This is a genomic window from Janibacter sp. CoH_79_TC_3, from assembly GCF_058197955.1.
This window is the reverse complement of the sequence record NZ_JBXWIV010000011.1, coordinates 84,569-91,254: the sequence shown is the minus strand read 5'-3', so window position 1 is coordinate 91,254 and position 6,686 is coordinate 84,569. Positions and strand designations below refer to the sequence as shown.

The window sequence follows — 6,686 nt, the reverse complement described above, 5'->3', positions numbered from 1 at the left end:
GACTTGCATCTTAAAGTCTAGATCGTAACGCATAAAAATACCCCATAAGTTGTGTCCAACTTATGGGGGTCAGTTCAAAAAAGGGTTGAAGACAAGCTAAAGATAAGGATTTGGTAGCGCTAATTCTGCCAGAATATCAATCTCAAAGCGTTCCATCTCATCTTGCTCGGCTTGTCCGAGTTCGTGGTCAAAACCAAGTAAGTGCAGCACACCGTGTATCAATAAATGGCTAATATGCTGATTGACAGTCTTGTTTTGCTCAGCCGCTTCACGAACTACCACAGCATGGCAAATCACCAGCTCACCTAGCGGTAGCGTTGGCATCAAGCCAATGATTGCTGCTGGCAAATCGCTTGAGTAAGATAAAATATTGGTAGCATAATCTTTGCCGCGTGCTTCTAAATTTAGCTCACGACCTTCCACTTCATCAGTAATATAGATATCAAGCGCTTTAATCTTCTCTTGCCATTGCTCAACATTGATATCGTCAAAGTACGGCAATGTCAGACCGTTCTTAATGCGTCCATCTATATCATCTAAAGTCGCCATCATGACTTTTAATAAGTTTTCGTGAGGATAAAAGGTGGCGAGTATCTCGTCATCGATACTATCGGAGGCGCTTATATCAAGTACAGCTAAGCTGTCATCATTATTAAAGCTGTTATTCAAACTGTCATTAAAACTACTATTAACATTATCATCAATATTGTTGTCAGCGTTATTCTGTTCAGCTTGGCTCATGCCATTATCCTTTTTTATGTCAATTTAAAATATTCAACAATAAGTATCTATCAACAAGTGCTTAGCAGTAAAAAACCGGATATCAAATCCGGTTTTCTTTCAATGTTTTCTTAAGTCATCTCATATATATTCAGATAACTTACAGCTTAGCATCTGCATCTGCTATCGCTGCTTTGCGCTCTTGCTCAGCGACGAAACGCTCTTGTTTGCGTTTTTCTTGTAGCATTTCTTGCTCAATATCAAAGACATCATACGCTTCGACGATTTTTTGTACCAGCTGATGGCGTACCACGTCTTTTGAATCAAACTTAGTGATATGAATCTCTTCGATACCGCTTAAGATTTCCATCGCTTGCGCCAGACCAGATTTACTGCCGCGAGGTAAATCAACCTGCGTAATATCACCGGTGATAACCGCACGTGAGCCAAACCCTAAACGGGTCAAAAACATTTTCATCTGCTCAGGCGTGGTGTTTTGCGCTTCATCCAAAATGACAAATGAGTTATTTAGTGTTCGACCACGCATATAAGCAAGCGGGGCAACTTCAATGATTTGCTTTTCAAGCATTTTACCGACTTTATCAAAGCCTAGCATCTCATACAGCGCGTCATATAAAGGACGTAAATACGGATCGATTTTTTGGGTCAAATCACCCGGTAAAAAGCCCAATTTTTCGCCAGCTTCTACCGCAGGGCGCACCAGTAAAATTCGTTCAATCTCATTGCGCTCAATCATATCAACGGCACAAGCAACCGCAAGGTAAGTCTTACCAGTACCGGCAGGTCCAATACCAAAGGATACATCAGACGATAAAATATCTCTGACGTAACGCTGCTGATTGCCGCCACGTGGAATGATTTTACCATTGCGAGTACGTAAGCTAATCGGCGTAAAATCACTTGCAGCATCCAAGTTATCGGCATCTTCCTCGTCAGCCACTTGTTCATCGGCTGCTATATCTTCATCGCGTGAGATACTCGATTGGATAATCAGGTGTAGCTCTTCTGCGCTGATGTCTTTGCTATTTTGTGCTTCATCGACCATTTTATAAATAATACGTTCGCCGCGCTCAACACCCAATATATCACCGCTTAGACAGAAGTCACCTTGGCGTTGGCTAATTTTGATATCGAGGCGTTCTTGGATATATTTCATGTGGTTATTATATTCGCCAAGCACGGTTTTAAGCTGTGCTGGAGTCAAGAATTCAAACTTTATACGGCGGCTCATGGAATCAGTCAAGCGATTATCCTTATATTAAGTTGCCCACTGCTATGGTTATTGCTTCTATGCATCACTGCTTCTATACATCATAGTCAGGCGGGCTTTAGAGATAAAATCATTAATCGTATTTCATTATATTTAGATAGTTTTATGACGGCTGTTTGGCTTTTATAAGGGTTGTTTAGATGATGGAAAGGAATGTGACGGCAAATGGCTGATAAAAATTGTTGTTGGTAAAATGGCGAATAATAAGTAAGAGTCCTGCCTCCATTATGGTAGATAGATTTGAAAATTCAAGCTATATAAGGGAGGTGGCGCTTTGTTTTTGTATGACGATTGCAACTACTGCAGCTGTTATCACTATTAAAGCCTGTTATTAAGGCTTGTCAGTCAAATCTTTATTGAAAACTGTCATTATAAAATACACGCAAAATATCAATCCAACCTTAGATAATAGGTGAGTGTTAAAAATTTTGCACACTCGCGATGCAGACTGTCAAGAGCACGGAATACTGAGGAATTTGTGGTAATCTAGTGCTTAGATAATAGCGCTGTAAAAGCCAAGCTTACAAAGATAAAAGAACGAGACATTTTCTAGAAAAATAATATTTTGAGTGCATATTCATCACGTCTAAACGCGTGTTAAAAGGGTCATCTTAGGAATAATAACCATGCAAAATACTGAAGCAAATTTATCAAAAACCAATCATGTTAAATCTAGCCATATTAAATCTAGCCATGTTAATAAAGCTGCTATGACTGAACAGCAAGTACTCATTGCGGGCGGCGGGCATGTCGGTTTATCGTTTGCATTGTTACTCGCGCATCATGGTATCGCTAGCACCTTGTTAGAGAAAAACAGCTATCCAACCATTAGCCCCAGTGATGATGCTAAGCGTAGCCATTATTTAGACAGTCGCAATACCGCGCTGTCACGTCGTACGGTGCAGATTTATCAAGAAATTGGCTTGTGGGCTGAGCTACAAAGCCATGCTTGTCGAATTGATGCGGTACAGATTAGCGAGCAAGGTAGCTTTGGGCGCGCGCAATTAAATAAAGCCGATGAGCAAGTCGAGTCATTTGGGCAAGTGATGGAAAACGCGTGGCTTGGGCGTAAGCTATTATTGGCTGCACAGCAAGAGCCATTAATTACCTTAATTGATAATGCCAACGTCAGCGCTGTTGAACAACAAGCCGATGGCGTAACGCTGAGCTTTAGTTATTACGGTGAAGAAGAGCATGAGCAGCAACTGCAAGCCAGCGTTTTGGTTGCTTGTGACGGTCGCGACTCTACGGTGCGTCAGCTATTAGGTATTAGTACCACCACTTATGATTATAAGCAAACGGCTATCGTCGGCGTGGTAGAGACCGATCAACCGCATGAGCATATCGCCATTGAGCGTTTTAGTCCTGCAGGCCCCCTTGCGGTGCTGCCATTGACCGATCCAGAGGGTGACGGCAATGATGAGTATCAAAAAGGTTATAGACGTTCAGTGGTTTGGGTTTGCCCAACAGGGGAAGAGACGCAGTATCTAGAAGATGATGCGCATTTCTTGGCAACCTTGCAGCAAGCTTTTGGAGAGCGGGCTGGCACGTTTAAGACTGCCGGTCGCCGCGGTGCGTATCCCTTGACGCGGGTACTAGCAGACAAACAAGTAGAGGGTCGCTGTGTCATCATGGGCAACGCTGCGCATACCTTGCATCCAGTAGCTGGACAAGGTTTTAACCTCTGTATGCGCGATGCCCATGTACTGGCACAAATGATGAGTCGGCAGGTACTAAAAGGCGAAGATATCGGCAATCCTACGTTGCTTAAGCGTTATGAAAAAGCTCGTCAAACCGACCAAAAACGCGTCATTCGCTTTTGTGATGCCGTCGTGCATGGCTTTACTCATCCAAACCCAGCAGTGAAGTTGGCACGTAATGTGGCTTTGGTTGCCTTTGATAAACTACCAAATATTAAGCCACTAATTGCCAATTATGCCATGGGCTTAAAATCATAGATTTATAATAAGCGTTCTAATATTGAGAGATAACTTATGAAAAATAACCATACGCTCATTATCGGTGGCGGTATCGTCGGTGCAACCCTTGCGCTAAAGCTGGCGCAAGCTGAAATGCCAGTGACGCTCATTGATGCGCGCCCTGAACGTAGCGAGGCAGATTGGCAACAGGTGCTTGGTCAACGTGATGCGCGCGTTTATGCATTAAGTTTTGCCAGTATTAACTTACTCAAAGAAGTGGGCGCTTGGCAAAAGATAGCGGCATCAGAGCGTAAAGCCGACTATTCGCAAATGCAGGTTTGGCAGCTAAACGGTAGGGGCGAGCTACTGTTCGGCGATAGTGATAATAATAGTAATAGTAATGGCAGTAATCAAAACTCTGAGACAAAAATGCTTGGTAGTATGGTTGAGCCCGCAGTTATAGAATACGCACTGTGGCAGCGTTTATCTGCCTCTGATGTCAGTCAATATCTAACGGTTATCGATGGTCAAAAAGTTGTCGATATGGATTGGCTCGGTGCGACACAAGGCTACCGCGTGACGTTGGATAACGATATCGTGATTGACGCAAATCTTTTGGTTGGGGCTGATGGTCGTGGATCATTTGTGCGCAAGCAAGCTGGCATTGGGCTTGATGTGCTTGATTATAAGCAAACGGCGATTTGCTGTGCTATTCAAACCGAAAAACCGCATCTAGCAACCGCCCGTCAAGCCATGCTACCGACAGGTACGTTAGCATTATTGCCGCTCGCTGATATCACTGATGAAGACAAAGCTAATCCACAGCATTGGCAATCGATTGTATGGACACTACCACGCAATCAGGCATTGGCATTGGTAGAAGAGCATCCGCGCTATATCGCTGATAAACTCGCTGCTGCCAGTCATTATGAGCTTGGTGCTATCCATAAAATTGAATCAATCGCCAGTTTTCCATTAGCTGCACAGCAAGCAAAGACTTATGTCGCAGATAATTTGGTATTGATTGGTGATGCCGCGCATGGCGTGCATCCGCTGGCAGGTCAGGGGTTGAATCTAGGTATGCTCGATGTGAAGGCGTTAAGTGAGCACCTCACCCATGATTATGCGCGTAGTGGCAACAAGCTGTGGGGTGCCAATCAAACCTTGCGTAGCTATGAGCGTTTGCGTCGTCCACATAATAGTCTGATGATGCACAGCTTTTCGGCGCTTAATTGGCTATTTGCCGGCTCGCTTGCTCAGATGCGTCCGATTCAACAACTTCGTAATGAAGGTATGTATCGCGTGAGCAAAATCAAACCGTTGATGCGGTTGTTTGCTAAGCAGGCAAGTGGGGTTTAAGGTTTTAGACTTAAGGAAGAGTAAAGTATGAACGTGAAATTATGGACAATAACTCCAATGATAATAGGCGCTTTAGCACTGACAGGTTGTCAAATCGCCGATTTTTCTAATCAAACAAGTCAAACTATCCATACGCCAACGATTGTAGTTAATTTAGATAGCGACGGCGATGGCGTGCCTGATAAGTTAGATCAGTGCCCGAATACGCCAGAAAATGTAGTAGTAGATGACAGAGGCTGCCCTTCTACGATGCCTGGGGTTGGTTTAAAAATGGAGTATCGCGCATTTTTTGATAAAGATAGCAGTGAGCTGTTACCCAAGTATCAAGCCGAGCTTGATAAAGTAGGAATGAAGTTACAAGAGTATAAAATCGCCACCATATTGATTGAAGGTCATAATTCAAGAACTGAAGTCGATAGCGCCTCTATAGACGAAGCGAACGCCTTAGCGCAAGACAGAGCGAATAAGGTCAAAAATTATTTAATATCGAAATATAACATTGCCTCTGAGCGCATTACGACGACTGAGTATGGCGCAAGAAGGCCGATTGCGCCGTCTGATAGTGAAGAGGGCAATATGTTGAACCGGCGCGTATATGCGATTGCGTCTGAACCTCAGGAATAAAAAAACTTTATTACTGAAACGATTTGAGGTAACTCATCAAATCTAATTGAATAAGGGCTTCGATTCGATATGAAAATAAATTTCTATATAGCCAGTACCGTTTTTTGTAGTTCTTTGGCGTTAGCTGGCTGTCAAACGACTATAACTGCACCGTCTAAAGATGTAGCTCAACATGAAATCATCAGGACGATGCAAGCAGAGATTGATTCAGATGGTGACGGTGTGCTTGATGCTATAGACGAATGCCCTGAAACGCCACCTAACGTAGTGGGCGATGCTAAAGGTTGTGAAATAATAATTGAAGGAGGCGAGGCACTGGAAGTGGAATTACAAGGATTTTTTGCACCGCTGAGTAGTCGATTAATTAATAGCTATGATAAAGAATTTGAAAAAATTGAAGAAAAGCTTAACGAATATCTAGATGCTAACGTTTTTATCTTTGGGCATTTGTCATCGAATGAGCTTGCATTATCAAAGAGCAATGACAACTTATCACGCCAACGTGCACTTACTATTAAAAACAAACTTATAACCGAGCATCATATCGCATCTGACCGTATCACTACTTACGACTGCTTAGATCGGTATCCTTCTACCAATATAGATTTGAGTTACGATGATCCTGAACAGATCGAATCCAAAGACAGAAGAGTAGTTTTTAAAGCAAGCAGACAAGTCAAAGGTTTATCTAATCTAAAATATGCAGGTGATATAGAGAGTTATGGTAAGTACGCTAAGCAATGTGAGCCGTTTGAATAATAACGACTGATTTT

General features: G+C 42.9%; 6 protein-coding genes. 4 read left to right on the top strand and 2 right to left on the bottom strand.

Annotation, left to right across the window (positions count from 1 at the left end; translation table 11 throughout):
• Window positions 1–96: 96 nt before the first annotated feature.
• Window positions 97–741, bottom strand: a complete 645-nt coding sequence (ybeY, locus tag AC2FA3_RS10385) for an rRNA maturation RNase YbeY (protein WP_490509497.1) — start codon at window positions 739–741, stop codon at window positions 97–99.
• Between the two features lie 139 nt (window positions 742–880).
• The gene (locus tag AC2FA3_RS10380; RefSeq protein ID WP_490509496.1) at window positions 881–1,984 is read right to left on the bottom strand and encodes a PhoH family protein; all 1,104 of its coding nucleotides are present in this window, start codon (window positions 1,982–1,984) and stop codon (window positions 881–883) included.
• Between the two features lie 653 nt (window positions 1,985–2,637).
• Here AC2FA3_RS10380 and AC2FA3_RS10375 point away from each other — a divergent pair.
• From AC2FA3_RS10375 to AC2FA3_RS10360, 4 genes are all read left to right on the top strand, one after another.
• Window positions 2,638–3,969 (top strand): UbiH/UbiF/VisC/COQ6 family ubiquinone biosynthesis hydroxylase, encoded by a 1,332-nt coding sequence (locus tag AC2FA3_RS10375; protein WP_490509495.1) that lies wholly within the window; start codon window positions 2,638–2,640, stop codon window positions 3,967–3,969.
• 36 nt (window positions 3,970–4,005) lie between these two features.
• A complete protein-coding gene (locus AC2FA3_RS10370; RefSeq protein ID WP_490509494.1) occupies window positions 4,006–5,289 on the top strand; it encodes an FAD-dependent oxidoreductase in 1,284 nt (427 codons plus the stop codon).
• Window positions 5,290–5,316: 27 nt separating this feature from the next.
• Window positions 5,317–5,913 (top strand): OmpA family protein, encoded by a 597-nt coding sequence (locus tag AC2FA3_RS10365; RefSeq protein WP_490509493.1) that lies wholly within the window; start codon window positions 5,317–5,319, stop codon window positions 5,911–5,913.
• A 69-nt stretch (window positions 5,914–5,982) separates the two neighbouring features.
• Window positions 5,983–6,672 carry an OmpA family protein gene (locus AC2FA3_RS10360; protein ID WP_490509492.1) on the top strand — a complete coding sequence of 230 codons (690 nt, stop codon included), beginning with the start codon at window positions 5,983–5,985 and terminating at the stop codon, window positions 6,670–6,672.
• Window positions 6,673–6,686 lie beyond the last annotated feature (14 nt).

Excerpts from the sequence above, each read along its gene's own strand:
- ybeY (WP_490509497.1), bottom strand. The coding sequence starts at position 741 with ATGAGCCAAGCTGAACAGAATAACGCTGACAACAATATTGATGATAAT.
- AC2FA3_RS10375 (WP_490509495.1), top strand. The coding sequence starts at position 2,638 with ATGCAAAATACTGAAGCAAATTTATCAAAAACCAATCATGTTAAATCT.
- AC2FA3_RS10370 (WP_490509494.1), top strand. The coding sequence starts at position 4,006 with ATGAAAAATAACCATACGCTCATTATCGGTGGCGGTATCGTCGGTGCA.
- AC2FA3_RS10365 (WP_490509493.1), top strand. The coding sequence starts at position 5,317 with ATGAACGTGAAATTATGGACAATAACTCCAATGATAATAGGCGCTTTA.
- AC2FA3_RS10360 (WP_490509492.1), top strand. The coding sequence starts at position 5,983 with ATGAAAATAAATTTCTATATAGCCAGTACCGTTTTTTGTAGTTCTTTG.